Source organism: Streptomyces phytophilus (assembly GCF_013870535.1).
Taxonomy (GTDB): Bacteria; Actinomycetota; Actinomycetes; order Streptomycetales; family Streptomycetaceae; genus Streptomyces; species Streptomyces phytophilus.
The window spans coordinates 1-2,461 of record NZ_JACBXC010000924.1 but is presented as its reverse complement, the minus strand read 5'-3'; the positions used below and the strand labels follow the sequence as shown (position 1 = coordinate 2,461).

Sequence of the window (2,461 nt, the reverse complement as noted above, 5' to 3'; positions counted from 1 at the left end):
CCTGGGACCGGCCGCTGACCGCGTACTACCTGCTGCTCGGCGGCAGTCTGCTGATCACCGTGCTGGGCCTGGTGATGGTCTTCTCCGCCTCACAGATCGAGGCCCTCAACAGCGGCCTGGCGTCCACGTACTACTTCCGCAAGCAACTCGTCGCCGCCGCCCTCGGCACCATCCTGCTGCTCGTCGCCGCCCGGATGCCGATCCGGCTGCACCGCGCGCTGGCGTACCCGACGCTGGCGATGTCGCTGTTCCTGATGGCCCTGGTGCAGGTGCCGGGGATAGGGCAGTCGGTCAACGGCAACACCAACTGGCTGAACTTCGGCGGCCCGTTCCAGCTCCAGCCCAGCGAGTTCGGCAAGCTGGCGCTGGTGATGTGGGGCGCCGACCTGCTGGCGCGTAAACAGGACAAGAAGCTGCTCACCCAGTGGAAGCACATGCTGGTGCCGCTGGTGCCCGTCGCGCTGCTGCTGCTCGGCCTCATCATGCTCGGCGGCGACATGGGCACCGCGATGATCCTCGGCGCGATCCTGCTGGGCCTGCTGTGGGTCGCCGGCGCCCCGACCCGGCTGTTCGCCACCGTCATCGCGGTCGGCGCGACGCTGACCGTCGTGCTGTTCACCTCCAGCCCGCACCGCATGGACCGGCTCCGCTGCATCGGCGCCACCGAGCCCGGCCCCGGCGACGTCTGCTGGCAGGGCCTGCACGGCATCTACGCCCTGGCCTCCGGCGGCTGGTTCGGCTCGGGGCTCGGTGCGAGTATGGAAAAATGGGGCGAACTCCCGGAACCGCACACCGACTTCATCTTCGCCGTGACCGGGGAGGAACTCGGCCTGGCGGGGACGCTGTCGGTGCTGGCACTCTTCGCGGCTCTAGGCTATGCGGGTATCCGCGTGGCCGGACGTACGGAGGACGCCTTCGTAAGGTACGCCGCGGGAGGTGTGACCGCCTGGATCATGGCGCAGGTCGTGATCAACATCGGCGCGGTCCTGGGATTGCTGCCCATCGCCGGCGTCCCGCTCCCGCTGTTCTCCTACGGAGGCTCCGCCCTGCTGCCGGCGATGTTCGCCGTCGGGTTGCTCATCGCGTTCGCGCGCGAGGAACCCGCGGCGCGGGCAGCGCTGGCCATGCGGCCCGCGGGGGTGCTGCAGTCTGCTAGAAGAGTGCTCGCCGGAAAGAGACCGGAGAGCACGGCTGGAACGGCCAGAAGAGCCAGGAAAACAAGGTGACGGACCGCCGGCGGGCGGCCGTCGCGGAGAGCGGTGAAATTCGGTGCATGTCGTACTCGCCGGTGGGGGGACCGCCGGCCACATCGAGCCCGCGCTCGCCCTCGCCGACGCCCTGCGGAGGCAGGATCCGACGGTGGGCATCACGGCGCTCGGTACCGAGCGCGGTCTGGAGACCAGGCTGGTCCCGGAGCGCGGCTACGAACTGGCGCTGATCCCCGCGGTCCCCCTGCCGCGCAAGCCCACGCCGGAGCTGATCACCGTTCCCGGACGGCTGCGCGGGACCATCAGGGCCGCCGAGGAGGTGCTGGAGCGCACGAAGGCCGACTGCGTCGTCGGCTTCGGCGGCTATGTCGCCCTGCCCGGCTATCTGGCGGCCAAGCGCCGCGGCGTGCCCATCGTGGTGCACGAGGCCAACGCCCGCCCCGGGCTTGCCAACAAGATCGGGTCGCGCTACACGAAGTTCGTCGCCGTCTCCACGCCCGACAGCAAGCTGCGGCACGCGAACTACATCGGCATCCCGCTGCGCCGCTCCATCGCCACCCTGGACCGCGGCGCGGTGCGCCCCGAGGCGTGCGCCGCGTTCGGGCTCAACCCCAACCTGCCGACGCTGCTGGTCTCCGGCGGCTCGCAGGGCGCGCGGCGGCTCAACGAGGTCGTCGAGTCGGTGGCGCCGCACCTCCAGCGCTCCGGCGTGCAGATCCTGCATGTCGTCGGGCCGAAGAACGAGATGCCGCAGGTCGACAATATGCCCGGCATGCCGCCGTACGTCCCGGTGCCGTACGTGGACCGGATGGATCTCGCCTACGCCGCCGCCGACATGATGCTCTGCCGCGCCGGCGCGATGACCGTCGCCGAACTGTCCGCGGTCGGCCTCCCGGCCGCGTACGTCCCGCTGCCCATCGGCAACGGCGAGCAGCGGCTCAACGCCCAGCCGGTGGTCAAGGCCGGCGGCGGACTGCTCGTAGACGACGCGGAGCTGACGGCGGATTGGGTGCGCCAGGAGGTGCTGCCCGTCCTCACCAACCGCCAGCGGCTGCACGAGATGTCCTGGGCGGCCGCGGAGTTCGGCCGGAGGGATGCCGACGAACTCCTCGTCGGCATGGTGTACCAGGCTGTGGACGGCAGACGGGGATCATAGGTCCGCCGATCTCACCACACCAGTCAGGGGGTACGGGGATGGCCGGAGCGGTCCTGCTGACCGATTCCTCGTGGTGGATGAAGCGGCTCCCGTGCGG

At 70.5% G+C, this 2,461-nt stretch carries 2 protein-coding genes; both read left to right on the top strand.

From position 1 onward, the window contains the following. Nucleotides 1-1,226 (top strand): putative lipid II flippase FtsW (ftsW, locus tag H5J30_RS27235; RefSeq protein WP_181789969.1); only part of this gene is annotated, 1,226 nt, incomplete at its 5' end. A 43-nt stretch (nt 1,227-1,269) separates the two neighbouring features. Then, nucleotides 1,270-2,364 (top strand): undecaprenyldiphospho-muramoylpentapeptide beta-N-acetylglucosaminyltransferase, encoded by a 1,095-nt coding sequence (murG, locus tag H5J30_RS27230; RefSeq protein WP_181789968.1) that lies wholly within the window; start codon nt 1,270-1,272, stop codon nt 2,362-2,364. The last annotated feature ends 97 nt before the right edge of the window (nt 2,365-2,461 follow it).